Source organism: Actinoplanes sp. NPDC048796 (assembly GCF_040650035.1).
Taxonomy (GTDB): Bacteria; Actinomycetota; Actinomycetes; order Mycobacteriales; family Micromonosporaceae; genus Actinoplanes.
The window spans coordinates 241,800-267,538 of record NZ_JBEZGO010000005.1; the positions used below are offsets into that span (position 1 = coordinate 241,800).

General features: G+C 70.1%; 25 protein-coding genes and 1 pseudogene. 16 read left to right on the top strand and 10 right to left on the bottom strand.

What is annotated here, in order from left to right; all coding sequences use genetic code 11:
• The first annotated feature begins 405 nt into the window (after nt 1–405).
• The 3 genes from AB0C26_RS22780 to AB0C26_RS22790 are packed head-to-tail and all read left to right on the top strand — an operon-like array spanning nt 406 to nt 3,748.
• Nucleotides 406–1,722, top strand: a complete 1,317-nt coding sequence (locus tag AB0C26_RS22780) for a VanW family protein (protein ID WP_360250711.1) — start codon at nt 406–408, stop codon at nt 1,720–1,722.
• Between the two features lie 29 nt (nt 1,723–1,751).
• A complete protein-coding gene (locus AB0C26_RS22785; protein ID WP_360250714.1) occupies nt 1,752–3,131 on the top strand; it encodes a gluconolaconase in 1,380 nt (459 codons plus the stop codon).
• A gap of 35 nt (nt 3,132–3,166) precedes the next feature.
• Nucleotides 3,167–3,748, top strand: a complete 582-nt coding sequence (locus AB0C26_RS22790; RefSeq protein ID WP_360250717.1) for an NAD(P)H-dependent oxidoreductase — start codon at nt 3,167–3,169, stop codon at nt 3,746–3,748.
• Here AB0C26_RS22790 and AB0C26_RS22795 read toward each other — a convergent pair.
• The 3 genes from AB0C26_RS22795 to AB0C26_RS22805 all read right to left on the bottom strand — a co-directional run bounded on the left by AB0C26_RS22795 (nt 3,745) and on the right by AB0C26_RS22805 (nt 5,833).
• The gene (locus tag AB0C26_RS22795; RefSeq protein WP_360250720.1) at nt 3,745–4,356 is read right to left on the bottom strand and encodes a DUF2461 domain-containing protein; all 612 of its coding nucleotides are present in this window, start codon (nt 4,354–4,356) and stop codon (nt 3,745–3,747) included. The genes AB0C26_RS22790 and AB0C26_RS22795 overlap by 4 nt on opposite strands.
• A 12-nt stretch (nt 4,357–4,368) precedes the next feature.
• The gene (locus tag AB0C26_RS22800; RefSeq protein ID WP_360250723.1) at nt 4,369–4,779 is read right to left on the bottom strand and encodes a hypothetical protein; all 411 of its coding nucleotides are present in this window, start codon (nt 4,777–4,779) and stop codon (nt 4,369–4,371) included.
• Between the two features lie 154 nt (nt 4,780–4,933).
• A complete protein-coding gene (locus tag AB0C26_RS22805) occupies nt 4,934–5,833 on the bottom strand; it encodes a M48 family metalloprotease (RefSeq protein ID WP_360250726.1) in 900 nt (299 codons plus the stop codon).
• A gap of 245 nt (nt 5,834–6,078) precedes the next feature.
• On the opposite strand from AB0C26_RS22805, the gene AB0C26_RS22810 reads away from it, so the two are divergent.
• Nucleotides 6,079–7,542, top strand: coding sequence for an arabinofuranosidase catalytic domain-containing protein (locus AB0C26_RS22810; RefSeq protein ID WP_360250729.1), 1,464 nt, complete (start codon nt 6,079–6,081; stop codon nt 7,540–7,542).
• Here AB0C26_RS22810 and AB0C26_RS22815 read toward each other — a convergent pair.
• Together AB0C26_RS22815 and AB0C26_RS22820 are read right to left on the bottom strand one after the other, a co-directional pair.
• A complete protein-coding gene (locus tag AB0C26_RS22815; RefSeq protein ID WP_360250732.1) occupies nt 7,539–8,237 on the bottom strand; it encodes a zf-HC2 domain-containing protein in 699 nt (232 codons plus the stop codon). The two genes, AB0C26_RS22810 and AB0C26_RS22815, sit on opposite strands and share 4 nt — an antisense overlap.
• Nucleotides 8,238–8,287: 50 nt before the next feature.
• Entirely contained in the window at nt 8,288–9,235 is a 948-nt protein-coding gene (locus tag AB0C26_RS22820) for a DUF1996 domain-containing protein (RefSeq protein ID WP_360250735.1), read from the bottom strand.
• A gap of 135 nt (nt 9,236–9,370) precedes the next feature.
• On the opposite strand from AB0C26_RS22820, the gene AB0C26_RS22825 reads away from it, so the two are divergent.
• On the top strand, nt 9,371–9,838 hold the full coding sequence (locus tag AB0C26_RS22825) for a MarR family transcriptional regulator (RefSeq protein WP_360250738.1): 468 nt from the start codon (nt 9,371–9,373) through the stop codon (nt 9,836–9,838).
• The gene (locus AB0C26_RS22830; protein ID WP_360250741.1) at nt 9,835–11,439 is read left to right on the top strand and encodes an MFS transporter; all 1,605 of its coding nucleotides are present in this window, start codon (nt 9,835–9,837) and stop codon (nt 11,437–11,439) included. Before AB0C26_RS22825 ends, AB0C26_RS22830 begins: the two co-directional genes overlap by 4 nt.
• A gap of 1 nt (nt 11,440) precedes the next feature.
• Here the strand turns inward: AB0C26_RS22830 and AB0C26_RS22835 are convergent, their stop codons facing one another.
• From AB0C26_RS22835 to AB0C26_RS22845, 3 genes are all read right to left on the bottom strand, one after another.
• A complete protein-coding gene (locus AB0C26_RS22835; RefSeq protein WP_360250744.1) occupies nt 11,441–12,232 on the bottom strand; it encodes an SDR family oxidoreductase in 792 nt (263 codons plus the stop codon).
• Nucleotides 12,233–12,399: 167 nt separating this feature from the next.
• Entirely contained in the window at nt 12,400–12,831 is a 432-nt protein-coding gene (locus tag AB0C26_RS22840) for a MarR family transcriptional regulator (protein WP_360250747.1), read from the bottom strand.
• A 26-nt stretch (nt 12,832–12,857) separates the two neighbouring features.
• Complete coding sequence (locus tag AB0C26_RS22845; RefSeq protein ID WP_360250750.1) at nt 12,858–13,271, bottom strand: universal stress protein; 414 nt, start codon at nt 13,269–13,271, stop codon at nt 12,858–12,860.
• 71 nt (nt 13,272–13,342) lie between these two features.
• Here AB0C26_RS22845 and AB0C26_RS22850 point away from each other — a divergent pair, with 71 nt between their 5' ends.
• The 5 genes and pseudogenes from AB0C26_RS22850 to AB0C26_RS22870 all read left to right on the top strand — a co-directional run.
• Nucleotides 13,343–13,951: a TetR/AcrR family transcriptional regulator gene (locus tag AB0C26_RS22850; RefSeq protein ID WP_360250753.1), complete on the top strand. Its 609-nt coding sequence runs from the start codon at nt 13,343–13,345 to the stop codon at nt 13,949–13,951.
• Nucleotides 13,948–14,979: an MBL fold metallo-hydrolase gene (locus AB0C26_RS22855; protein ID WP_360250756.1), complete on the top strand. Its 1,032-nt coding sequence runs from the start codon at nt 13,948–13,950 to the stop codon at nt 14,977–14,979. Before AB0C26_RS22850 ends, AB0C26_RS22855 begins: the two co-directional genes overlap by 4 nt.
• Nucleotides 14,980–15,160: 181 nt before the next feature.
• Nucleotides 15,161–15,976 (top strand): hypothetical protein, encoded by an 816-nt coding sequence (locus AB0C26_RS22860; protein ID WP_360250759.1) that lies wholly within the window; start codon nt 15,161–15,163, stop codon nt 15,974–15,976.
• Nucleotides 15,977–16,002: 26 nt separating this feature from the next.
• Entirely contained in the window at nt 16,003–17,154 is a 1,152-nt protein-coding gene (locus AB0C26_RS22865; RefSeq protein WP_360250762.1) for a class I SAM-dependent methyltransferase, read from the top strand.
• A gap of 36 nt (nt 17,155–17,190) precedes the next feature.
• Nucleotides 17,191–17,361: pseudogene (locus tag AB0C26_RS22870) on the top strand (transposase); the annotation flags it as partial.
• A 292-nt stretch (nt 17,362–17,653) separates the two neighbouring features.
• Here AB0C26_RS22870 and AB0C26_RS22875 read toward each other — a convergent pair.
• Nucleotides 17,654–18,115 carry a MarR family transcriptional regulator gene (locus AB0C26_RS22875; RefSeq protein ID WP_360250765.1) on the bottom strand — a complete coding sequence of 154 codons (462 nt, stop codon included), beginning with the start codon at nt 18,113–18,115 and terminating at the stop codon, nt 17,654–17,656.
• 71 nt (nt 18,116–18,186) lie between these two features.
• Between AB0C26_RS22875 and AB0C26_RS22880 the strand changes: the two genes are divergently transcribed.
• Genes AB0C26_RS22880 through AB0C26_RS22895 form a run of 4 tightly spaced genes read left to right on the top strand, consistent with a single transcriptional unit; the run spans nt 18,187 to nt 22,910 of the window.
• Nucleotides 18,187–19,197: an LLM class flavin-dependent oxidoreductase gene (locus AB0C26_RS22880; protein WP_360250768.1), complete on the top strand. Its 1,011-nt coding sequence runs from the start codon at nt 18,187–18,189 to the stop codon at nt 19,195–19,197.
• A complete protein-coding gene (locus AB0C26_RS22885; RefSeq protein ID WP_360250771.1) occupies nt 19,197–19,868 on the top strand; it encodes an NAD(P)-binding domain-containing protein in 672 nt (223 codons plus the stop codon). The genes AB0C26_RS22880 and AB0C26_RS22885 overlap by 1 nt, the downstream gene beginning before the upstream one ends.
• 32 nt (nt 19,869–19,900) lie before the next feature.
• Complete coding sequence (locus AB0C26_RS22890; RefSeq protein ID WP_360250774.1) at nt 19,901–20,893, top strand: substrate-binding domain-containing protein; 993 nt, start codon at nt 19,901–19,903, stop codon at nt 20,891–20,893.
• A gap of 52 nt (nt 20,894–20,945) precedes the next feature.
• Complete coding sequence (locus AB0C26_RS22895) at nt 20,946–22,910, top strand: right-handed parallel beta-helix repeat-containing protein (protein WP_360250777.1); 1,965 nt, start codon at nt 20,946–20,948, stop codon at nt 22,908–22,910.
• A gap of 33 nt (nt 22,911–22,943) precedes the next feature.
• On the opposite strand, the gene AB0C26_RS22900 is transcribed toward AB0C26_RS22895, so the two are convergent.
• A complete protein-coding gene (locus AB0C26_RS22900; protein WP_360250780.1) occupies nt 22,944–24,377 on the bottom strand; it encodes a GGDEF domain-containing protein in 1,434 nt (477 codons plus the stop codon).
• 129 nt (nt 24,378–24,506) lie between these two features.
• On the opposite strand from AB0C26_RS22900, the gene AB0C26_RS22905 reads away from it, so the two are divergent.
• Nucleotides 24,507–25,730 carry a pyridoxal phosphate-dependent aminotransferase family protein gene (locus tag AB0C26_RS22905; RefSeq protein ID WP_360250783.1) on the top strand — a complete coding sequence of 408 codons (1,224 nt, stop codon included), beginning with the start codon at nt 24,507–24,509 and terminating at the stop codon, nt 25,728–25,730.
• Nucleotides 25,731–25,739: the final 9 nt, after the last annotated feature.

Sequence of the window (25,739 nt, forward strand, 5' to 3'; positions counted from 1 at the left end):
AACCGCTAAAGGGACGGCGCAGCAGATACGCCAGCCGCCGAAGAGGACGACCCGGCGGACGAGTCAGCCGCCCCCAGGAAAACGATGCGGCGGACGAGTCGGCCGCCGAGGAAACGACGCGGCGGATGAGTCGACCGCCAAGGAAACGACGCGGCGGATGAGTCGGCCGCCGAGGAAAAGGATGCGGCGGATGAGTCGGCCGTCGAGAGGGAGGTCAGAGGAAGCGGTGCGGCCTCTGTTTGCGGGGCGCCCGAGGACGCGGAGTTGGCTCGGGCGATTCGGGACGAAGCACGTAAGTGGGTGCTGGGTGGTACAGAAGCGCCCGGCTGAGGGTTCTTGGGGTGCTCGTCACAAGCAGTCGATCTACTGATGCGGTTACTTGACCTTTCAAGTCATGATCCACTCATGAGTATGCCCACGGTGCCCGAGGATCAGCGCTGGACCGGGTCGGCGGTGGTGCCGACGCGGCCGCCCCGGCGTCATTGGCGATGGGTGCTGGGCGTTGTCGCGGCGCTGGTCGTGATCGCTGTGGGGCTGGGGGTCGCGTTCATACGGATGTCACCGGCGGTGGCTGACGAGACGTACGTGGCGGGAATTGCCGTTGGTGGTCTTGATGACGCGCAGCTGACCAGCAAACTCGACGGCGCCGTGCGGCAGAAGATCGAGCGGCCGATCACCGTCGAGGTGGGTGACGACGAGCGGTTCGCCGTCAATCCGGCCGAGGCCGGCATCAAGCTCGACGTGGACGCCACCCGCGACGACGTGGAGATGACGCGGCTGCGGCTGCCGGGCAGCAAGTCGCGGCACGACGTGACGCCGGTCATCACCGTTGACGAGAGCGCGGCCAAGAAGGCGCTCGACGCCAAGGTGAAGCCGTTCAACAAGCAGCCGCGCGACGCCTCGGTCAAGCTGGCCCCGCCGCCGACCGTGATCGACGGCAAGGGCGATTTGTCGTACGAGGCCTCCACCAAGGGCGTGACCCTCGACAAAGGCGAGCCCGGGCGCGGGGTGGACACCAGCGACGCGGTGAAGAGGCTCGTGAAGACGGTCCGTGACGGCGGAACGACATTGAAACTGAGCGTGACGACGTTGAAGCCGGGGAACGCCAACCCCAAGCTGGCCGGGGTCGACCAGCTCATCGGCACCTTCACCACGTACCACCCGTGTTGTGCGCCGCGCGTGACCAACATCCACCGGATCGCCGAGCTCATCGACAACACCGTGGTGCCGGCCGGCGGGACGTTCTCGCTCAACGACGCGGCCGGGGAACGGACCAAGGCGAACGGCTTCGTGGCGGCGCCCGCGATCGTCGACGGCGAGCTCGAGGACCAGCTCGGCGGCGGGGTCTCGCAGTTCTCGACCACGCTGTTCAACGCGGCCTGGTTCGCCGGGCTCGACATCGAGAAGCACCAGCCGCACTCGCTCTACATCAGCCGCTATCCCCCGGGCCGTGAGGCGACCCTGGACTGGCGCTCGATCGACAACGTGATCAAGAACGACACGGACGCGCCGTTCGTCATCCGGGCCCGGACCACCGGCACCTCGGTGACGGTCGGCATCTACGGGCACACCGGCGACCGCGAGGTCTCGTCGGTGACCGGGCCGCGCCAGCCGCGCGGCGACAAGGGCGGCTTCCGGGTGTCGGTGACCCGCACGATCAACCAGGACGGCTCGGTCAAGGGTAAGAACACGATCAGCTGGACGTATCAGGGCCTGGACTGATCCCGTCGGCAGTGGGTAGAAATGTGCCGATGAAGACGATGACGCGCGCGGTGGTGGCCGGATCCCTGGCGCTCTCCCTGGCCGGGTGCAGCTCATCGTCCGGAACAGATCCGGCAAATACGAAATCGGCGGAGGCGAGCGGGTCGGAGGCGGGCGCCGCCGAGGCAAGCGCGCAGGCGAGCGGGGCTGGCCCGGGCGGGGCGGGCCCGGGCGGGGCGGGTCCGGGCGGTACGACGGTGGCGAAGGCGATCCCCCTGGTGGCCACACCAGTCCAGGGCGGGAACGGCGAAGCGCCGTTCAACGAGAACCGCGAGCTGAAAGCGCCCCAGGGCTGGACCGTGAGCGTCTACGCCCGCGTCCCGAGCGCCCGCCTGCTCGCCTTCACCCCGGACGGCAAGCTGCTCGTCTCCCGGCCCAAGTACGGCGACGTCCTGTCGGTGAGCCAGGGCGCGCAGACCACCCTCCTGCGCGGCCTCAACCAGCCGCACGGCCTGGCCTTCCGCGGCGACACCCTCTACGTCGCCGAGAGCGACCAGGTCACTTCCTACGCGTACGCCGGCGGCCGCGCCACCGGGAAGCGGGTCGTGGCCGGCGGCCTCCCCGACGCGAAGAGCCCCGAGCTGCGCGGCGCCTACTCGCACGCGCTCAAGAGCGTCGCCCTGGGGCAGGACGGTGCCGTCTACATCTCCATCGGCTCCACCGGCAACGTCTCGGCCGAGGACCGCGACGCCTCCCCCGAGCGCGCCTCCATCGTGCGGGTGCCGCCCGGCGGCGGGCCGCCGGCCACCTTCGCGCGCGGCGTCCGCAACGGCACCGGCCTGGCCGTCGCCCCCGACGGCTCCGTCTGGACCGCCGTGAACAACCGGGACAACATCGCCTACCCGTACGAGGGTGAGAACCAGGGGAAGGTCTTCACGTCGTACGTCAATGACCATCCCCTGGAACCGCTGGCCCGGCTGACCCAGGGCCGCGAGCTGGGCTGGCCCTACTGCAATCCCGACCCCGATCTGAAGACGCCCAGCTACACGAACCGGCCGTTCGTGCGGGACTTCCAGATGAACCCGGACGGGAGCAAGCTCGACTGCGCCCAGCTGCGGCCGGTCGAGCAAGGCATGGGTGCGCACTCCGCTCCGCTGGGCCTGGCCTTCGGCGAGGCCGGCTCGCTCGGACCGGGTGCGCTGGTCGGCATCCACGGCTCCTGGAACCGGCAGCCGCCGCGTGAGCCCGAGGTCTCGTTCTTCGCCTGGCGCGACAACACGCTCGGTCCCCAGCAGACGATCCTGACCGGCTTCCAGGCCGGTGACGGGTCGCGGTGGGGACGGCCGGTCGCGGCCGTCGCCGGTCCGGACAAGGCGTTGTACGTCAGTGACGACAAGGCCGGCGCCATCTACCGCGTGACCACGTCCTGAGTTTGCCGCGACCCCGATCGGGCACCTGAGGGCGCATGCGAGCTCTGGTGCTGGGTTGTTCCCTGAAGTCGTCCGAGGACGAGTCGAGCAGTGAGCTGCTGGGCCGGGAGGTGCTGGCCGCCCTGGCCGACCACGACGTGGAGGGCGAGGTCCTGCGCGTCGTCGACCTGGGCGTCAAATTCGGCGTCAGCGTGGACGAGGGCGCGGGTGACGGCTGGCCCGGCGTACGGGAAAAGCTGCTGAATGCCCAGATTTTGATCCTGGCCACGCCGATCTGGATGGGTCAGCCGTCGAGCGTGGCCAAGATGGTGCTCGAGCGGCTGGACGCGGAGATCTCCGGAACTTCCATGTACGGCAAGGTCGCGGCGGTGGCGGTGGTCGGCAACGAGGACGGCGCCCACCACGTGACGGCCGAGGTGCTGCAGGCGCTGAACGACGTCGGCTTCACGATTCCCGCGGGCGCGTCCACCTACTGGGTGGGCGAGGCCATGGGCAAGGTCGACTACAAGGACGCCGGCCCGAAGCCGGACACGACGGGCGCCGCTACCAAGACCCTCGCGGCGAACGTGGCCCACGTCGCGCGCCTGCTGGCCGACTCCCCGTATCCGTCCTCTTAACGAACGTTTCCGTCCAGCCAGGAACGCAAGGGCTCGCTGGCGCGGAAGAAGCCGACGACGCGCTTCTTGGCGGCGGGCGTGCCGAGCCAGGGCGCGGGCTCCCAGTCCTGCCACGTGGAGAGGCCCTTGTGGCGCAGGAGCTCGACGCGCGGGTGGTCCTTCGGATAGCCGCGTGGGGCCGTCTTGAGGCTGTCGTGGCCGGCGACGCCGACCTTGAGATCAGCGATGATCTTCGCGAGCTCGGGGCCGGTCAGGTCGTTGGCCACGGCCCGGCGGTAACGGTCGAGCTGCTCGGCCTCCATGTGGTAGATCCCCGAGCCGGCGGCCAAGCCGTCCGCCGAGAGCTGCACATAGCCGCCGAACTCCAGCCAGGCGCCGAGATGCGTCTTGTACGGGGTCTTGTCCGTGCTGAAGCGCACGTCCCGGTACGGCCGGAAGATCTTGCCGGGGCCGAACTCCGGTTCGAGCTCGTCCAGCAACGCCTGCATGGGCCCGCGCACCTGCTGCTCGTAGAACTCCAGGTGCGCGGTCCAGTACGTCTTCGAGTTGTCGGCGCTCAGCCCCTCGTAGAACTCGAGCGCCTCACTCGGCCAGCCGTGGAAACTCACGGCCCCAGTTTTTCACTGAAGGATGCGCGCCTTGTAGTTGGGCGCGGTGGTGGTGCCGACAGCTTCGAAACCGACCGGCAGCGGCGTGGTGGTCGAGCCGATGTTCGTCAGGGCCGCGCCGCCCGACGGGTTCACGTTGAAGCCCTTGTGGCTCACGTTGTAGAGACCGAAGAGCCAGACCTTGTACGTGCCGGAGTCGACCAGCACGCTGTCGGTCCAGCACTGGCCCTGGGGCACCTGGGTGAGCTTGATCGAGCTGCCGGTGCTCGTCACCACCTTGGCGTACGCGGTGTAGTTGCCGTGGGCACACACCTGAATCTTCGCGCGGAGCGTGGCCGGGGCGGCGCCGGCCGGCGAGGCGGCGAGCGCGCCTCCGAGCAGGGCGGCGGCCACGCCGATCGAGGCGGTGAGGGTTGTTCGCATGCCCCGTTACAACGCGGCCGAGGCGGCAGAGTTCACCGCGCGGCGAAGAGGGCGGCGTTCATCACGCGGCCGCTTCACCGCGCGGGCGGCTTCAGCCGGCGCGGCTTCGGTGGGCGGCGGCTTCAGCGGGCGGCGGCTTCAGCGGGCGGCGGCTTCAGCGGGCGGCGCTGATGAACAGCTCGATCAGGTCGAGGGTGGCCTCGCCGGTCCAGATGACGGAGGCGAGGGCCAGGGCCACCGGTAGCGCGTACAGGACGCGCGGCGCCCGGCCCGTGCTCGGCTGCAGCAGGCGGGCCACCCGGCGCGGAACGACGCCGCCGGCCGCCGCCGCGTGCAGGTGGGCCGGAGTGCGCGGGGCGACACCGGCCAGGGCCGCCGCCCCGATCGCCCGGGCCACCACGGTGCGGCTGCCCAGCTCGGCCGCGGCCCGCTCGTCGGCCGCCCGCTCGATCAGGTAGTCGACGTGCCGGCCGACCCACCACAGCGCCGGGTGGGCCGCCACCGCCAGGTCGGCCGCCCGGGCCAGCCGGTGGTGCCGCTCGGCGAGGTGTGCGTTCTCGTGCGCGAGCAGCGCCTCGAACTGCCGGTCGGTGAGCGCGTCCCGCATACCGGTCGTGACCACGATCCGCCCCGGCCGCCCGGGCACGGCGAACGCCCGCGCCTCGTCGTCGTCGACCATGACGAGCCCACCGGCGGTGTCACCGGCCGGGATCATCGCCAGCACCCGGCGGTGGCGCCGGAGCCGCCAGACCAGGGCGATCACGGCGTACGACAGCAGCGCGATGCTCAGCCACGGCACGAACGGCACCCGCTCGGTGTCCTGGTAGAAGACCCGGGTCGACCATCCGAACGCGCGGCCGACGACCGGAATCTCGGCCACGGCGTGCAGCGCGAACAGCACCAGGTTGAACGTGCTGGCCGCCGCCACGGCGAGCGCCGACCAGGCCACGGCCCGCGCGGCCGCCAACGGCGCGAGCCGGTCGGCCAGCCAGCGCACCGCCAGCACCACGAGCGGTGGCACCCCGATCACGGACCAGAGGAAGTGGTCCAGCATGACTCTCTCCCCCTTCGCCGGCTCACCCGACTGTACGAGAGAGCCGGTCAGGCAGCCACTGCCGGGAACGTGAGGTGGAGGTCACCGCCGCAGCTCGTCAACCGTCGACTCGCATGCCGTTGATCTTTCCAGGTGACCCGGTATTGACATGCGTGAATTAAAGGCGTAAACCCTTGTTAACGTTCACAGCCGCGTGACTCCCCAGGTGGCGAGAGCTGCTTCGCGCGTACGCGAAAGGGGATCCCATGAAACTGTGGCGAACGGCGGCGGTGCTGCTGCTGACGGCCGGCGGGCTGGTGGCCGGTGGCGGCGCGGCCAGCGCGGCCGGGACCGGGCCGTGCGACATCTACGCCGGCGGGGGCACGCCGTGTGTGGCCGCGCACAGCACGACGCGGGCGCTGTTCGGGTCGTACGGCGGGTCGCTCTATCAGGTGCGGCGGTGGTCGGACGGCGCCACCTCGAACATCGGGGTGCTCAGCGCCGGCGGCTACGCCAACGCCGCCGCGCAGGACTCCTTCTGCTCGGGCACCTACTGCACGATCGTGCGCATCTACGACCAGACCACGCGGCACAACGACCTCACCATCGCGCCCGGCGGCGGGGCCAACCCGACCGCCGACCAGGGCGCCAACGCGGCCGCCCTGCCCGTGACGGCCGGTGGGCACAAGGTGTACGGCGTCTACATCTCGGCCGGCAACGGCTACCGCAACAACGCCACCAACGGCATCGCCACCGGCAGCGCGCCCGAGGGCATGTACATGGTCACCGAGGGCACCCACGTCAACGACCGGTGCTGCTTCGACTACGGCAACGCCGAGACCAACAACATGGACACCGGCAACGGCGACATGGACGCCATCTACTTCGGCAACCTGTGCTGGTTCTCGCCCTGCTCGGCCGGTCCGCGGGTCGCCGCCGACCTGGAGAACGGCCTGTTCGCCGGCGGCAACGGGTCGTGGACGGCCAACACCGGGCGCAACAGCGCCTTCGTCACGGCGGTTCTCAAGAACAACGGCACTTCGACGTACGCCATCAAGGACGGCAACGCGCAGTCGGGCGGCCTGAAGACGCAGTACAACGGGGCGCTGCCGACGCAGTCCGGATACCGCCCGATGACCAAGCAGGGCGCGATCATCCTGGGCATCGGCGGCGACAACAGCAACGGGTCGGTCGGCTCGTTCTTCGAGGGTGTCATGACCAGCGGCTATCCCTCGGACGCGACCGAGAACTCCGTACAGGCCAACATCGTCGCCGTCGGTTACGGCAAGAGCGTCACGTTCCCGGTCAACGGGGCCGCTTACCGCCTGACCAACCTGGCCGCCGGCAAGGTGCTCGACGCGGTCGACTGCGGCACCGCGAACGGCACCGGCGTGCAGGTGTGGCAGTCGCTGGGCAACACGTGCCAGCAGTGGCGTTTCACCAACGTGGGCGCCAACAAGTGGACGATCACCAACGTCAACAGCGGCAAGGTGCTCGACGCCGTGAACTGCGGCCAGGCCCTGGGCACGGCGGTCAACCTGTGGCAGCCGCTCGGCAACACGTGTCAGCAGTGGGCGGTCATCCCGGCCGGCAACGGCCGTTACGAGCTGGTCGTGGAGAACAGCGGCATGGTCCTCGACGACCAGAACTGCGGCACCGCGAACGGCACGAAGGCCCAGCTCTGGATGTGGCTCAACAACACCTGCCAGCTCTGGGCCATCGCGCCTTAGAGGTTCACGCTGGCGAACCGCTTCCCGGACGTGTTGACCACCCGTACGGCCTGAACCGAAGCGGGATCGATCAGCGCGCTGCCGTTGAGGGTCGTGCCGCCGGCCTCACCGGCCGGCGACACGATCCAGCTGCCGGCCTGGACGGCGTACCCGTCCTTGGCCACGACCTCGAGAACGCATCGCTCACCGGCCGGAATACCGGACACCGCGGCCGTGACCCGCACCCAGCCGGGCGCGGGCGCCACGGCCGCGGTGATCCGGGCCCCGGTGGCGGGGTCCACCGACGTCCCGGTCCGCGTCCCCGGAACGTCGGTGGGGAGAACGGACGGGATCGGCGGTTGCGCGACCGGGGCGTCCGGGGCCGTGAGGCGACCGGCGAGCACCCCGCCGCCGATGATCGCGACCGCCACGACCGCGGCGGCCGACGCCATCAGCGCCGTGGACCGGCGGCGCTGCCCGGCGGATTCCTGACGTACCTGACGCAGCGTGCGCTGGAGCAGAAGGTCACCGCCGTCGGGCGGTCCCTCCATCAGCATGGCCTCGGGCACCGCGGCCAGCGCCGTCTGCCAGTCCCGCAGCGATTCGACCTCGTCGCGGCACTGGCCACAACCGGACAAATGTCGTTCGATGTCCCGGCGCTGCTCCGGGCCGAGCGTATCGACGAGATAGCCGGCGAGATCGACGTGCTCGCTCATGTTTCACCTCCCTGCGGACGCTAGAGACACGACGTGCCGACGGTGCCGGTTCATCCTGATCTCGAACCGGTGGTGCCGTCGCACGCCTGTCCCGCGTTCAGGCAGGTCACGACGCGTTTCATCAGGTCGTCGGGCATGAGGTTGACCATGAAGCCGTGGTCGGTGAGCGGGCTGCGGCGCTGCCCGTCGAAGGCGTCGATGCGGTAGCGGCGGCCGGCCGGCACGGCGTACGTCATCGAGATCTTGAGGTGTGGCACGGCGAACGTGCCGGCCGGGCAGCCGCCGCCCGCGGCCGGGAAGACCACCTGCTGCCGATGGTTGGCGCTGTCCAGCTGGCGCCCGTCCCAGCAGCTCGGGAAATCGAAGATCCTGACCACCTCGGCGCCGTCGTCGCAGATCGGGTACTTCATGGTCGTCCGGTCCGGCGTGTTCGAGCAAGACCATTCCGAGCGGGCGGAACCATTTTTATTGGTGTACGCGTACGCGTCGCCGACGGCCGCGACGAGCAGGCGCGGCATCGCCACGACCGGTCCGCGCGGGTTGCCCAGGTAGGTCAGGGTCAGCGACGTCGGCACCAGCGCCGGCCCGTGGTGCTCCTTCGTCGTGCCGAGCCGCAGCACCGGCCAGTAGTACGTGGACGCGTCCCCGTTCGTACAGCTGGTGGACTGGCCGGGAAGATCCTCCAGGCGGGAGTCGGCGCGGACGCCGAGGTTGCCGACGAAGTCGTGCTCGTGGTGGGCCGGACCGGCGACGCCCGGCGAGACGACCGGATTGCCGGTGTTGCGGTGGCCGTTCTGGTTGCGGCCGCAATCCCAGGTGTACGAGCCGGTGGACGCTCCCTCGACCGGCCTCACCGCCGCCGGCACGCGCGCGGCGTCCGACATGGACGTGTAGAAGGCGCGGTCATCACCTCGTACACCCCAATAAGCCACCGAGGCCCCCAGAACGGCCGTCGCCAGCACGGCCTCGACCGTGAGCCAGGGCCGTCCCATCGACATCCCTCTACGGTACGCAGCGCGCCGCCATGGTCACTGTCCGATGCATAACTTTCTCGATGAGAAAACTTGCACGCTGAGCACGTATTGAGGAAACTTGTCTGTGGCATTCATCGAATCCTCAGAAAGGCACGGGCCATGGACGGCGCCACGCAGGCGGTAGCCGAACGCCTGCAGCAACTGCTCAAGGTCACCCGGCTGTTGAAACACCAGCGGTCGGCGGAACGGCCGGCGGTCCCGGCCGGACTGGTCGGCCTGCTCGCCCAGATCGACCGGGCCGCCACCGGCTGCCACGCCCGCGAGCTGGCCATCCACGCCGCGCTCGACCCGTCGACGATCAGCCGGGCCGTGGCCACCCTCGTCAGCGACGGCCTGGTCGCCCGCGAGCCCGACCCGCACGACGGGCGGGCCAGCGTCCTGGTCGTGACCGAGAAGGGTCACGCCGCGATGGCCGAGGCCATGAGCTGGTACGGCCGCCGGATCGAGCAGGCCCTGGCCGACTGGACCCCCGACGAGATCGCGACGTTCAGCCACGGACTCGACCGCTTCACCCAGGCGCTCGGCGGCGCCACCACCTCGCACGTCACCACGGAGGCCGCGGCATGACCACAGCACCACCCGCACCGTCGAACCACCGGCAGACCCTGGAAGCCCTCAGCGGCCTGCTGCTGGTGCTGTTCGTCGCCATGCTCAGCAGCACGGTCGTCTCGACCGCGCTGCCGAAGATCATCGGCTCGCTCAACGGGTCGCAGACCCAGTACACCTGGGTCGTCACGGCCACCCTGCTCACGGCCACGGCCACCACGCCCATCTGGGGCAAGCTGGCCGACCTGTTCAGCAAGAAACTGCTGATCCAGCTCTCCATCGTCATCTTCGTGGCCGGCTCGGTGGTGGCCGGCTTCAGCCAGTCGGCCGGCGCGCTGATCGGCGCCCGCGCCTTCCAGGGCATCGGCGTCGGCGGCCTGCAGGCGCTGGTCCAGGTGGCGATCGCCGCGATGATCCCGCCGCGCGAGCGCGGCCGCTACAACGGTTACCTCGGTGGCGTCATGGCCCTGGCCACCGTCGGCGGCCCGCTGCTGGGCGGCCTGATCGTCGACACGTCCTGGCTGGGCTGGCGCTGGTGCTTCTTCATCGGCGTCCCGGTCGCGGTCGTCGCGCTGATCCTGCTCCAGTTCACCCTGAACCTGCCGGTCCTGCGCCGCGAGAACGTGAAGATCGACTACCTGGGCGCCTTCCTCATCGCGGCCGGAGTCAGCCTGCTGCTCGTCTGGATCTCCTTCGTGGACGACTCGTTCGCCTGGCTCTCGTGGCAGACGTACACCATGGTCGGCGGCACCATCGTGCTGCTCGCCCTGGCCGTGCTGGTCGAGTCGCGCGCCAAGGAACCGATCGTGCCGCTGCCGATCATCAAGGAGCGCAACACGGCCCTGGCCATCGTGGCCAGCCTCGCCGTCGGCATGGCCATGTTCGGCGGCGCCGTCTTCCTCGGCCAGTACTTCCAGATCGGCCGCGGCTACAGCCCGACCGAGGCCGGCCTGCTGACCATCCCGCTGATGGCCGGCGTGCTCGTCACCTCGATCATCTCGGGCCGCCTCATCACCGCCAGCGGCAAGATCAAGCCGTACATCGTGGCCGGCGCGATCGCCCTGGTCGGCGGCTTCGCGGTGCTGTCGCCGATCGACCACGAGACCCCGCTGTGGTACATGGGCGTCGGCATGTTCCTGGTCGGCGCGGGCGTCGGCATGAGCATGCAGAACCTGGTGCTGGCGGTGCAGAACAGCGTCTCGCTCAAGGACATCGGCGCGGCCAGCTCGACGGTGGCGTTCTTCCGCTCCCTGGGCGGCACGATCGGCGTCTCGGTCCTGGGCGCCGTCCTGGCCCGCCGGGTGGCCGACCAGATCACGTCGGGCCTCACGGCGGCCGGCATCCCGGCCACCGGCGGCGGCGACGCAAGCAGCAGCCTGAACCTGGCCGCCCTGCCCGAGCCGATCGTGCGCATCGTCCGCGCCGCCTACGGCGACGCCACCGGCCACATCTTCCTGATCTCGGCCGTCATCGGCGTCGTCGGCATCATCGCCGCCCTGGCCCTGCGCCCGGTCATGCTCCGCACCAGCATCGACCTGCCGGACGAGCTGAAGTCGGCCGCGGTGGCCGCCGACGCCGCCGACGGCTCGGGTCTCGACATCGCCCGCACCCCCGGTCGTTAGTTCACAGGACGGTGGTGAGCACGCCACCGTCGACACGCATGGATGACCCGTTGATCGCGGACGCGACCGGACTGGCCAGGAAGGTCACCGCGTCCGCGATCTCGGCCGGCTCGATGAAACGCCCCAGCAGCGACGTCGGGTTGGCGCCGATGATCGCCGCTTTCATCTGCTCCTCGGGAATCCCCTGACTGCCGGCCAGCCCCTGAACGGTGGCGGCGACGCCGTCGGAGTAGGTGGGCCCGCCGAGCACCGAGTTGACGGTCACGGCGGTGCCCTTGGTGAGCTTCGCGAGCCCGTTACCGACAGCAAGCACGGCCGTCTTGGAAGCGCCGTAGTGAATCATGTCAGCCGGCACGTCGACCCCCGACTCGCTGCTGACGAACAAGACCCGTCCCCACCCCCGCTCGATCATGGCGGGCAGGAGCCGCCGGGCCAGCCGAACCCCGCTGAGCACATTCACCTCGTGGTACAGCCGCCAGTCGTCGTCGGAGATGAGCGCGAAGGGCTTGAGCTCGAAAAGCCCGACATTGTTGACCAGAATGTCGACGCGCGGAAGCCGGTCGCACAGCCGCTCGACATCCGCGGCCACCGCGAAGTCGGCGGCGACCCCGCTGACGGCCACCCCCGGCACTTCGGCGCGCAGAGTTTCGACGGCCTTGTCCAGCTTCCCCGGATCGCGCCCGTTGAGAATCACGTCGACGCCCTCCCCCGCCAGGGCCTTGGCGGTGGCGTAGCCGATGCCTTGACTGGATCCACTGACAAAAGCAGTCTTACCGGCAAGCCGCAGGTCCATACGTCCTCCTCGAGACAGGCCACCACCAGCGGCGGCTCATTCGAGTTCGAGGTTGCCGCGACCGAATGAGCATCCGATGAGCAGCCCGACGGCCAGAGCCGGTCGCTCCGCTGAGCCGCGACCGGCTCCGCCGTCGACTCCGGCCTGGAGTTCGTGGTCGATCGCGGTCAGAAGCGGTGGGTCGACTCGGCCAGGCGGGTCAGGGCGGGCAGTGCCTGGACGATGGCGTCGCGGTCGGGCTTGTCCAAGTCGTCGAAGAGCTTGTCGATCGTGGCGGCGTAGTGGGCGTGGGTGCGTTCGACGAGGGCGCGGCCGGCGGTGGTGGTCTCGACCAGGACGCCGCGACCGTCGGTCGGGTCGGGGAGGCGCTTGAGCAGGCCCGACCGTTCCATGCGGCCGACCAGCTGGGTCATGCCGGGCTGGGAGGCCCGCTCCTGGCGGGCCAGGTCGGTCAGGCGGATGGGGCCCTCGCGGCCCAGCCGCCGCAGGACCGAGAGCGCCACGGGGCTGGGATTGTCCGGGCCCTCGATCTGGCGCAGGAAGCGAACCAGCTGACCGAGCACCGGCAGTAACTGGGATCCGCGGCTGGTGGTTTCCATAATGACATTATGCATGCCGTGTCGAGTCAGGGGACGACGGTGACCGGCCAATGCCCGCAGCGGACGAGCTTGACCGCGAGCGACCCGGCGATGCGATGCAGCACCTTAGCCGATTTGCCCACGATGACGGCGTCGGCCCTGGCCTCCTTGGCGGCGGCGATCAGTTCGGCGTACGGCTCGCCCGTACGGACCATGAAGCTCGCCTCGACACCCAGGCCGGGCAAATGGGAACGCAACTCGCGCTCGATCTCGTCCTGCGCCTCGAACGCGGTGGCCGCGGCGGCGCCGCTGTCGTCGCCGAGCGGGATCATCGTCGGCGGGTCCTTGCGCACGTACACCGCGATGAGCCGGCAGCGCTGCCGGCGGGCCAGGCCGGCCGCGTAGGCGGCGGCACGCAGGGACGACGTCGAGCCGTCGACGCCGACCAGGATCGCACTCATGGCAACTCCCGTTCACACTTGCGGGCAAGGTTATCCTGACGGAAACCGTTCAGCAATGGACCTGGAGAGACGTGGCCACTTCACCTTCGCCGGGCCGCCCCCGCGACCCGGAGGTCGACCGCCGGATCGCCCGGGCCGCGCTCGACGTCTTCGGCGACACCGGCTGGGCCGGCTTCGCCATGGAGACCGTCGCCCGCCGCGCCGGAGTCGGCAAGGCCTCGCTCTACCTGCGGTGGAGCAGCAAGCAGGCGCTGCTGACGGACGCCCTCGGCGAGGGCCTGCCCCGGATCAGCGACGTCGACACCGGCACCCTGCACGGTGACCTGGTCGAGCTGGCCACTCAGATGCTCGGCCTGTACGCCGGGCCGTCGAGCCGGGCCGCGCTGCGCCTGTCGGTCGAGGCCGGTTCCATCCCCGGCGTCGCCGAGCAGTACGAGGCCCTGCGGCAGGCCCAGATCCTGGCCGCCCGGGCCATCGTGCGGCGCGGCATCGCCCGCGGCGAACTGCCGGCCGCGGCCTCGGTCACGCTGCTGCTCGAGACGCTGACGGGCGGGGCCATGATGCACGCGCTGACCACCCCACCGGACCGGCGCGCGGAGCTCGCGGACGACACGGCGGCGCACGCCCGCCGGCTGGTCGACTTCCTGATGCACTCGGTCACCGCCGGGGCCGGCGCGTGATCGTCACCGGAACCGCCCAGCACCGGGCGTGGCAGCAGCGCGTCCTTCCGCCGGTCGAGCAGGTGCGCCCCGGCCTGTGGTCGATCCCCGTGCCGATCCCGGACAACCCGCTGCGCTACACGATCAGCTACGCCTTCACCGGCGAGGACGACGGCGTCCTGCTGGTCGACCCCGGCTGGGACTCCCCCGCGGGCCGCGCCGCGCTGGCCTCGGGACTGTCGGCGGCGGGCGCCGCGGTCGGTGACGTCGCCGGCGTCGTGGTCACCCACGTCCACCCCGATCATCACGGGCTCAGCGGCTGGCTGCGTGATCAGGGGGCCTGGATCGGCATGCACCCGGCCGAGGCGGCCACTTTGCCGAGCCGGCTGTGGAGCGGCCGACGGCCCGAGCAGGACCGGGCGTGGCTGCGGCGCCACGGCGTCCCGGCCGCCGACGTCTCCGGGCTGGTCGTCAGCCCGGAGCGCATGCGGGGACTGCTGTCGATGGCCGAGCCGGACCGGGTGATCGAGGACGGCGACCTGCTGCCGCTGACCCGTCGTTCGGTGCGGGCGGTGTGGACGCCCGGGCACACGCCGGGCCACCTGTGCCTGCACGACGCGGCCGCCGGCGTCCTGCTCACCGGCGACCACCTGCTCCCCCGGATCAGCCCGACGGTCGCGGTGCACCCGGCGAACGAGGGCGACCCCCTGACCCCGTACCTGGAATCGCTCGAACAGACCGGGAAGTTCGCCGCCGAGGAGGCCCTGCCGGCGCACGAATACCGGTTCCGCGGCATCGACGCCCGGGCCACCGCGATGATCAGCCACCATGGCGACCGCAACCGGGAGATCCTGCGCGCCCTCGACGACCAGGGCGCGGCCACCGCCTGGGAGATCGCGGCCGCGCTCACCTGGTCGCGGGGCTGGGACAGCCTGCGCGGCCTGATGCGCCGCATGGCCCTGGGCGAGACGCTGGCCCACCTGCACCACCTGGAGACCGTCGGCGCCGTCCGCCGAGGCGACGAGGAGCCGACGAGATGGGCACGGTGATTTGTGCGTTTGTGCGGCGAGTACTAGACACGCGGGCCTAGCCCTTCCGTCTCCGTGAAGGCGGTGCGACGGTGCGTGATTGCACGGAAATCGCGTATCCGGGATGACCTGCGGAATTGCATTTCGGGGTGATCAGAAAAGGCGTCCTGGCTAGTCAAGTGCGCCTATTGACCCGGCGTGCATGATGTTTGGCGTGGCAACGGAATCGCGTGTGGGGCGACGACGCCGGGCGGCCCCGATGGACTATGACAGCCGGCCGGTGAATCCGCGTGACTTCATACCCGTGGCGGCCCGGCCGTCGCATGCCGCGCCGGTTTATCCGGGCGATCTTCCCGAGCGCGGTGAGGCCATTCAGGCGCTTACCCGGGAGGTGCTGATCCGGCGGTCGCTCGAGGTGTCGCCGACCGCCTTCATCACGATCATCAGCATCATCCAGGGCGTGGCGCTGGGACTGCTCGCCGAGAACGCCTTCGACCGGCCGGGACTGCTCGTCGCCGTACAGGCCGTCACCATGCTCCTCGTTCTGGTCACGGTTTTCTATTTTTACTTGACTATCAGCATTCTGCTGCGCTGGGCCCCCTCCTTCCTCGACTGCCTGTTGCCGTTCGGGATCGCCGGGATGGAGATCCCGGGCGCGTTCTTTCTCGGCAATGTGCACGCCTGGAATTTGTGGCTCGGCGCGTTCTGGTTCGGCACCTTCATCGGTTTGTGGATCACCAAGAAATGGTCGCCGCCGTCGCACTTCGGGACCGAGGTCGACGCCCATCGCACGCTGCACGACATGTTGCACGAGTTGCGGCTGACCGCCGGTACGGGCGCGCTCGCCGTCGGCTGGTGCGGGCTGTTCGCTCTGCTGATGCCGGCCGGTCAGCTCTTCTGGGGATTGCTGGGAGCCGGGATGGTGCTGGCCACGGTGACCATGGTGGTCGCGCGCACCGAGCTGCGGTCCTCGCAGATCCACGCGCACTACGGCGTCAATCGGCCACCGTTCAATTGAGACGGAAATCGTGTAATGATCGCGGCATGAGGCGGCGAGGCATAGCCGACGTCATCGGCCGGCGTTACGACGAGTTCTTCCGCGAGCGCACCCCCGTACCGTTCGAGGTCGTGGACCGCGACGGCACCACCCACAGGTTCGGCGCCGGCGGCGACGCGCCCCCGCGCTACACGGTCATCGTGCGCGACGACAAGGGCCGCGACGCGCTGACCTCCCTCGACCAGCTCCAAGTCGCGCTGGCGTACCTGCGAGGTCATCTCGACGTCGACGGTGATCTGGCCGCCGCGCTGAGCATGCGCGAGTTCTTCTCCGACATCCACCCGGTCGCCTTCCTCGGGCGCTGGATGCCGTCGCTGTGGCACGGCAAGACGGAGCACGACAACCGGGCCATCGCCCAGCACTACGACGAGGACTCCGAGTTCTTCCTGACCTTCCTCGACACCCGGCACCGCTGCTACACGCAGGGTGTCTTCGCCGCCGACGACGAACCGCTCGAGGAGGCGGTGACCCGCAAGCTGGACCTCGCGCTCGACGCCATCCAGGTCAAGCCGGGCGACCGGGTGCTGGAGGTGGGCGGCGGCTGGGGCGCGTTCTCGGAGCACGCGGCCCGGCGCGGCATCGACGTCACGACCGTCACCCTGGCGGCCGAGTCGGAACGCTTCCTCAAGGACCTGTTCGACCGCGAGCAGTTGCCGGTCACCGTGGTCCGCGAGCACATCCTGCGCTACCAGAACGACCGCCCCTTCGACGCCATCGTCAACATGGGCGTCACGGAACACCTTCCGGACTACCGAGCGACCCTTCAGACGTACGCCCGCCTGTTGCGCCCCGAGGGCAGGGTCTATCTCGACGCTCTGGCGATGCGGCGCAAACACACTGCTTCGACCTTCTTCAAGCAGTACGTCTACCCGGGCCGTTCCGCCCCGCTGCTGCTGCACTCGTACCTCCGGCACGTCGCGCATTCGCCCTTCGAGCTGCTCACGGTCGAGGACGACCGGCACAACTACTTCCTGACGTGCCGGGCCTGGGCCCAGCGCCTGGACGCCCGACGCGAGGAGATCGTGGCCCGCTGGGGCGACGAGCTCTACCGCCGCTTCCGCATCTTCCTGTGGGGCTCGGCCTCCGGTTTCGACACCCGCCTCGTGCAGGCCTACCGCTGGACGTTACGGCTGACTTAGGGAGTGTTCGGAATGTTGATTGTTCGTTGAGCATGCGTGGCGCGTGGTGACCTGACGAACGATCGATGGGCTCAGCTCGAGGCTGTGCTGCCCGAGCTGCGGATGGGACGTCCGCCGAGGGACCGGCGCACGGTGATCAACGCGATCCGGTGGCGGGTGCATACCGGATCGCCGTGGCGTGACATGCCCGAGCGATATGGACCTTGGGACTTTCAGAAATGGCCTGCGCGCAAGGCCAGCGTCCGCTGTCGATGCTGGTCACTGCCGGGCAGGCCGGTGACAGTCCGCAGTTCGGTGCGTGGCATCAGTCGACTCCAGCGGCACCGAGCCGTCGCCACTCGCTACGACAAGCTCGCCGTTCGCTACCTCGCCACCGTCCGCACAGCCGCTATCGGCGAATGGCTCCGATGACTTCCCAAACACTCCCTGGCCGCGGGTGACGTGGCCCGGGTCCGCCCGGCGGCTGGCCGATGCGGGAGTGCCGGGGGTTCACGCCGCGTCAGGGTCGAGCCTGGTCGAGGTGGGCGCGCAGCGCGGCGGCGATCTCGGCGGCCGCGGCGATCTGCGCGGGGGTCAGGGCGTCGACGAAGAGCTCGCGGACAGCCTTCAGGTGGGGGACGGTGGCGGCGTCGAAGGCTTCGGTGCCGGCGGCGGTCGGCCGCACGAAAGCGCCTCGGTTGTCGGTGGCGCAGTCCTCCCGCTGGATCAGCCCGCGGCGCTCCATCCGGCCCAGGTGGTGGGAGAGGCGGCTGCGTTCCCAGCCGATGTGGGCGGCGAGGTCCGAGGAGCGCATCTCCGACATTTCACTGAGGGCCAGCATGACCGCATAGTCGCCCGGCGAGAGTCCCGTCTCGTCGTGCAGCCTTCCACCCACACGCGAGCGGAGCGCCTCGGTGGTCTCGATGAAGTCGCGCCACGCGGCGAGTTGGTCCCGGGTGGGGAGCCTGCGGGTGCCGGGCATAAACCTGGACCTCCTGTAGTTGACGTGTCCAGCATAAGCGATTGACACGTCAATTATTCCTGGGAGCGGTCATGATCTTCGGTCTGGACAACTTCGGCGACGTACCCGCCGGGCTCACCCACGCGGCGGCGATCCGGCAGGTCGCCGACGAGGCCGTGATGGCCGACGAACTGGGCGTGGACGCCATCGCGCTCGGCGAGCACCACCGGCCCGAATACTCCATCTCCACCCCGGAGACGGTGCTTGCCGGCATCGCCGGCCGGACCGAGCGGATCAAGCTCGGCTCCGGCGTGACCGTGCTCAGCTCGGACGACCCGGTACGCGTGTTCCAGCGCTTCGCCACCGTCGACGCGCTCTCCAACGGCCGGGCCGAGGTCATCCTGGGCCGCGGCTCCTTCACCGAGTCGTTCCCGCTGTTCGGCTACGACCTGAGCGACTACGACGTGCTCTTCGAGGAGAAGCTCGACCTGTTCGTGAAGCTCCTCGACGAGAAGCCGGTGACCTGGAGCGGCACGACGCGGGCGCCGCTGGCCGACGCCGACGTCTTCCCCAAGACCGAGTCGGGCCGGCTGAGCACCTGGGTCGGTGTCGGCGGGTCGCCGCAGTCGGTCGTCCGTACGGCCAGGCACGGTCTTCCGCTCATGCTGGCCATCATCGGCGGGCAGCCGGAGCGCTTCGCCCCGTACGTCGACCTCTACCGGCGCGCGGCCGAGCAGCTCGGGACCGTGGCCCATCCGGTCGGCATGCACTCCCCCGGCTTCATCGCCGACACCGACGAGCTGGCCAAGGAGAAGTTCTACCCGTACTACAAGGAGCAGCGGGACCGGATCGGCGCCCTGCGCGGCTGGCCGCCCCTGCGCCGCGCGGAGTTCGACGCCGAGGTCGAGGGCGGTTCGCTGTACGTGGGATCGCCGGATACGGTTGCCCGCAAGATCGCCCGCGCGGTGACGGCCCTCGACGTCGGCCGCTTCGACCTGATCTACACGGTCGGGGCGCAGCCGGTGGAGGACCGTTCGCGCGCCGTCGAGCTGTACGGCTCGAAGGTCGTGCCCATGGTCCGCGACATGATTTCGGAGAAGTGATGACGACAGTAGGCATCCTCGGGGCCGGCAAGCTCGGTACGGTGCTGGCCCGGCTGGCCGTGGCGCACGGGTACGACGTGCTGGTGGCCGGCTCGGGCGACCCCGCGAAGATCTCGCTGATCGTTCAGATCATCACGCCGGGCGCGAAGGCCGTCAGCGCCGTCGAGGCGGCGAAAAAGGCCGACATCGTCATCCTGGCTCTGCCGCTCGGCAAGTACGAGACGCTGCCGGTGGAGGCGCTGCGCGGCAAGACCGTGATCGACGCCATGAACTACTGGTGGGAGGTGGACGGCCTCCGCGAGGACCTCACCGACCCGCGCACCTCCTCGAGCGAGATCGTGCAGGCGTTCCTGGCCGGCTCGCGCGTCGTGAAAGCCTTCAACCACATGGGCTACCACGACGTCGAGGGCGAGTCCCGTACGGCGGGTTCGCCCGGCCGGAAGGCGATCGCGCTCGCCGGCGACAACCCGTCGGCCGTGGCCGAGGTGGCCGGGTTCATCGACACGCTCGGCTTCGACCCGGTCGTGGCCGGGCTGCTGGCCGAGGGCGTACGGATGGAACCCGGAACCGAGCTCTTCGGGGCGAACACCGACGCCGGCGAGGTCAGGGCCATGCTGGCCCGCTTCGAGGAGTCCGAGAGAGGACGGGCGGTCGCCGACGCCCGGCGTTGACGGCGGCTTCGCAACGTTGCGATAGTTTTCGAATGAGCACAGACCAGCAACGGGCCACCCTGGCGGCGGTGGCCCGGGAGGCGCGCGTCTCGCTGTCCACCGTCTCCAAGGTGGTCAACGAGCGGACCGATGTGGCGCCCGAGACCCGGGCCCGCGTCGCGGCCCTGCTGAAACGGCACGGCTACGTGCGCCGGCAGCAGGCGGCGCCGGCCGGTGTCCGTAGCGTCGACCTGGTCTTCGACGGCATGGAGACGCCCAACAACCTCAAGATCCTCAAGGGCGCCATCGACGCCGCCGCCGAGGAGAACGTCGACGTGGTGGTGGGGCTGGCGCCGGCGCGCCCGCACAGCGCCCACCGCGCGGGCATCGTGCTGGTCACCTCGAGCATCACCGCCGAGCAGTGGCAGCATTTCACCCGGCGCGGCGTCCCGATCGTCACCATCGACCCGCACGACGTGCCGTCGGCGGAAGTTCCGAGCGTCGGCGCCACGAACTTCCAGGGCGGCATGGAGGCCACGGCCCACCTCACCGGGCTCGGTCACCGGCGCATCGCCTTCATCGAGGGGCCGCCCGAGCGCGGCGTCAGCATCGCCCGGCTGCACGGCTACCGGGCCGCGCTCTCGCAGGCCGGCGTCGAGCACGACCCGGGTCTGGTTCAGGCCGGCCCGTTCACCTTCGACGCGGGCTTCGCGGCCGGCACAGCACTGCTGAGCTCGGCGAACCGCCCCACCGCGATCTTCGCGTGCAACGACACCCTGGCCCTGGGCGCCATGGAGGCGGCCCGCACGCTCGGCTTGCGCATCCCCTCCGACGTCAGCGTGATCGGCTTCGACGACATGCCGGTGACGCAGTGGTCGGCGCCGCCGCTGACGACCGTACGGCAGCCGTTCTCCCAGATGGGCCGGGTCGCCATGCGGCGGCTGCTGCGCCTGGCCGCCGGCGAGCGGCTGGAGTCGCCGCGGATCGAGTTGGCGACCGAACTCATCGTTCGGAAGTCGACCTCGAAACTTTCGAGTATTGACTGAGAATATTTCGAAAAGTTACGTTGGGCCGGTCCTCCTTCATGAAAGGCCTGACATGACGCTCCTCCATGTGGCGACGACCGGATCCGATGACGCCGAGGGCTCCGAGAAGCAGCCTCTCCGGACCATCAACCGGGCCGCCGAGCTCGCCCGTCCCGGCGACACCGTGATCGTGCACGCCGGCGAGTACCGCGAGTGGGTCAAGCCCCGCCGCGGCGGCCTCAGCGACGCCCGGCGCATCACCTACACGGCCGCCGAGGGCGAGCACGTGGTGATCAAGGGCTCCGAGCGGATCACGAACTGGGTCAACGACGGCGGCCCGGTCTGGAAGGCCGAGGTGCCCAACTCACTCTTCGGAGAGTTCAATCCGTACGCCGAGGAAGTGGCGGGCGACTGGATCGTCTACCCGGCCGGCGCGCCCCACAAGCACCTGGGCGACGTCTACCTCAACGGTCTTTCGTTCTACGAGGCCGCCTCCCGCGCCGATCTCGACAACCCGCCGGCGCGCACCACCGTGCTCGACAACTGGACCGCCGTCGACGACACCGTCCGCAACGTCGAGCAGACCCAGCTCGTCTGGTTCGCGAGCGTCGATGCTGAGATCACCACGATCTGGGCGAACTTCCAGGGCGCCGACCCCAACGCCGAGGTGGCCGAGATCAACGTACGGCGGTCGGTCTTCTATCCCGACGTGCCGCACCTGAACTACATCACCGTGCGCGGCTTCGAGCTGGCCCAGGCCGCCACCCCGTGGACCCCGCCGACCGCCGACCAGCCCGGCCTGATCGGCCCGAACTGGGCCAAGGGCTGGATCATCGAGGACAACGTCATCCACGACGCCAAGACCTCGGCCGTCTCGCTCGGCAAGGAGGCCTCCACCGGCCACAACTACGCCACCGAGCGCCGCGACAAGCCCGGGTACCAGTACCAGCTCGAGTCCGTGTTCTCGGCCCGGCAGATCGGCTGGGACAAGGAGCACATCGGCTCGCACGTGGTGCGCCGCAACACCATCTTCGACTGCGGGCAGAACGGCATCGTCGGCCACCTCGGCTGCGTCTTCTCGACCATCGAGGACAACCACATCTACAACATCGCGCTCAAGCGCGAGTACTACGGCTACGAGATCGGCGGCATCAAGCTGCACGCCGCGATCGACGTGCAGATCCGGCACAACCGCATCCACGACACGTCGCTCGGCATCTGGCTCGACTGGCAGACCCAGGGCACCCGGGTCAGCCGCAACGTGTTCTACGACAACAACCGGGACCTGTTCATCGAGGTCAGCCACGGTCCCTTCCTGGTCGACCACAACGTGCTGGCCTCCAAGGCGTCGTACGAGTCGTTCAGCCAGGGCGGCGCGTTCGTCGGCAACCTGTTCGCCGGCACCCTGCGCCTCGAGGCGGTCATGGACCGGGCCACGCCGTACCACGTCCCGCACAGCACCCAGGTGGCCGGATACGCGTACATCCGCGGCGGCGACGACCGCTACGTCGGCAACATCTTCCTCGGCGGTGACCTCGAGAAGGCGTACGGGCACGGCGGGGACGGTGAGGCGGCCCCGTCGTACGGCCTGGCCGGTTACGACGAGCATCCGGCGTCGTTCGCCGAGTACCTTCAGCGGATCGAGGAGCAGCCGCCGGGCGACCACCAGCGGTACCTCGACGTGCTTCAGGCCGTGTACGCGAAGGGCAACGTGTACGCGAGCGGCGCGCGGCCGTTCGCGGGCGAGACCGACCCGCACGTCATCGGCGACGCGACCGTCCGCGTGGTCACCGACGGCGACGAGGTCTACCTCGAGACCGACCTGCCGGCCGGCTTCGACCAGGCGGCGTTCGTGACGGTCGGCGGTGGCGACTTCGAGCGCGTCCGCTTCGCCGACGCCGACTTCGAGGAGCCGGACGGCACCCCGGCCGTCATCGACGTCGACCTGACCGGCGCCCGGCGCCCGTCCGGTTCGGCGGCCGCGGCCGGCCCGGTGTCGGCGCTGGCCTCCGGCACCGCCCGTACCCGCATCTGGTGATGTCATCGGCCCGGGAGCTCCGGCTCCCGGGCCTCATGCGGCGCGGTGGACGCGGTTGCGGCCGCCGGCTTTGGCGGCGTACATGGCCGAGTCGGCTCGGCGGAGTTCGCCGTCCGGGTCGGCGCCGGTGGCGGCGGTGATCACGCCGATGCTGGCGCCGATGTAGACCGGGCGGGCCGGGGTGTCGAACGGCTCGGCCAGCGCGGCCAGGATGCGGGCCGCCACCTTGTCGGCCGTGGCGTCGTCGGTCCAGGGCAGGATCACCGCGAACTCGTCGCCGCCGAGTCGGGCCACCACGTCGCCGGCCCGGATGACGCCGTTGACGCGTTCGGCCACCGCCACCAGCACCGCGTCGCCCGCCTCGTGGCCGAACGTGTCGTTCACCGGCTTGAAGCCGTCCAGGTCGATGTAGAGCAGCGCGGTCGGCCCGACCGAGTCGTGCAGCGCCGCCCCCCAGCGGTCGTGGAAGCGGCGCCGGTTGGCCAGCCCGGTGAGCTGGTCGGTCGTGGCCTGCTCCTCGACCTGGCGCAGCGCGCCCGACAGCAGCCGCACCAGGCCGTCCAGCCGGGCGATGACCAGCAGGAACAGGACCACGCTGCCGACCACGATCACCGGCACGTCGATCGTGCGGTCGGTCAGCCACTGGATGGCCAGCACCGCGGGCGCGGTCAGGCTCGCCACCGCCAGCCCGATCACCCGCAGGCGCGGGGCCGCCTCCTGACCGGCCGGCGGGCTCGGGCGGGACAGCGCGGCCGCCGACGGGTGCAGGGCCGCCGCCCCGCCCAGCGCCTGCATGGCCAGCCAGCCCAGGTCGACGAGGCCGCCCGGCTGGTAGGCGCCCGTCAGGCCGAGCACGGTGTACGAGGTGTCGGCCACCAACAGCGCCAGGATGCTCCCGACGAACAGGAAGAACGCCGGCGGCCGGTCGCCACGCCCGGTGACCAGGCGGGCCAGCACGGCCAGCACCAGCAGGTCGCCGGCCGGGTAGGCCAGCGACACCGCCCGCTCGGTCAGGCTGAGCGTGTCGTCCCGGACGTACGGAACGATCAGGAAGACCCAGGCCAGCATGGCCGCGCCGGTCGAGAGGACCAGCGCGTCGAGCAGCCCCGGCCGGTCCTTGCCGGGCCGGCGGGAGCGCACCAGGCCGACCACCGCGATCGCCAGCAGCGCCGCGAAGCCCAGATAGAACGCGTCGGCCGGCCCCGGGAGCACCTCGCCACCGGTGACGAAGACCTGGATCCAGTAGACGAGCTCGCCCAGCGCGAACAGGGCCCGGGCGGCCGCCATGAGATACCAGGGCCAGCGCACGGCCGGCCGGTGGACGCGGACGCCGACCAGGATCGCCACCGCCGAGGACAGCCCCAGCGCGCTGACCAGGACGGTCTGCACGGCTTCGACCGGCACGAGGTAGTAGACGGCCGCGACCACCGCCGACACCGCCAGGTAGACCTTCCAGGCCCTCGTCACGTCGGGGACATCGGCCGCCGGGGCGGGCCCTTGAGCCCAGTGTCGGTCAGACGTTTTCAGGTTGATCGACGATCACCCGGGTAGGTGCGAAAGTGATCAGAAATGCGAAAGGGGTTCACAGTGCCGGCAGTGACACACGACATCGAGGACCTTCGTCAGAACAGCCGCATGTACGACGCCGTGATCGAGGAGATCGACGGTCGCCGCATCCGGATCGGCCACGACTGGCTGGTCGACTGGGCGTCCTGCAACTACCTCGGCTTCGACCTCGACGAGGAGGTCATCCAGGCCGTCGAGCCCCAGCTGCGCCGCTGGGGCACCCACCCGAGCTGGTCGCGCATGCTGGGCAGCCCGCAGATCTACCCGGACCTCGAGGAGCGCCTGACCGAACTGCTCGGCGCCGAGGACGTGCTCCTGCTGCCGACCATCTCGCAGATCCACCTGGGTGTCATCCCGGCGCTGATCGGCCAGGGCACCGTCATCATGGAGAGCCGCGCCCACCGCACCATCTACGACGGCTGCGTCTTCGCCCGCGGCCAGGGCGCGACCATGAGACGGTTCCGCAGCGGCGACGTCGAGGAGCTCACCCGCCTGCTCCAGGAGGCCACCGCCCGCCCGGTCATGGTCTGCATGGACGGCGTCAACAGCATGACCGGCGACATTCCCGACCTGCGCGTCTACGCCGAGCTGTGCCGGGAGTACGACGCCACGCTGTACGTCGACGACGCGCACGGCATGGGCGTGATCGGCGAACGCGGCACCGAGGAGACCTCGCCGTACGGCATGCGCGGCAACGCGATCGTCAGGCACTTCGGCGAGACGTACGACAATGTCATCCTGGTCGGCGGCTTCTCCAAGGCGTACTCCTCGCTGCTGGCCTTTCTCGCCCTGCCGACGGCGGTGAAGAACCGGCTCAAGGTGGCCGCGCCGACCTATCTCTACTCCGGGCCCTCGCCGGTGGCCTCGCTGGCCACGGTCTGGGCCGGTCTCGACGTCAACGAGAAGCGCGGCGACGACCTGCGCGGTCACCTCTACCGACTCACCCATCAACTGCTTTCCCATGTACGGGGTATGGGCGTGCACACTCTCAACGTCGACGACACCCCGGTCGTCGAGATTCCCATCTCGCCCGAGCACGACCTGATCGCCGTCTCGGAACGGCTGTGGGCCGCCGGCCAGTACGTGACCCTCGCCCCGTATCCCGGTGTTCCGCGCGACGAGATCGGCTTCCGGGTGCAGCTCACCGCCGCTCACACGACGGAACAGGTCGCCGATCTGAATCGGGTGCTGACCGAATTAGCACAGGACGGCGCGCTCCGTCCGGCCCTCCCGCAGCAGCGCCGCCACGCCTGACACGGCAGG